Source organism: Sphingomonas sp. AC449, assembly GCF_979253475.1.
Genome location: NZ_CEEDCZ010000094.1, coordinates 1 through 237, shown reverse-complemented (window position 1 = coordinate 237; position 237 = coordinate 1). Strand labels below are relative to the sequence as shown.

General features: G+C 65.4%; 1 pseudogene. It reads left to right on the top strand.

The features are described from left to right. Window positions 1–237: pseudogene (locus AC0CH3_RS17955) on the top strand (crotonase/enoyl-CoA hydratase family protein); the annotation flags it as partial.

The window sequence follows — 237 nt, the reverse complement described above, 5'->3', positions numbered from 1 at the left end:
ACCATGGCCTGTTCGCGCTTGACCAGCTCGAGGTCAGCTTCGACCCGGAGCTCGACACGCTGTGGACCTATATGCGGCCGACGGCGCGGCCGAGCTTCAAGCCCGGGCTGCTCGCCGATTTCGCGCAGTGGCAGGCGGGTATCGATCACGCCTGCAGGTCGAAGGAGCTGCCGATCAAATATCTCGTGCTGGGCTCGACATTCCCCGGCGTCTTCTCGTTCGGCGGCGACCTCGACC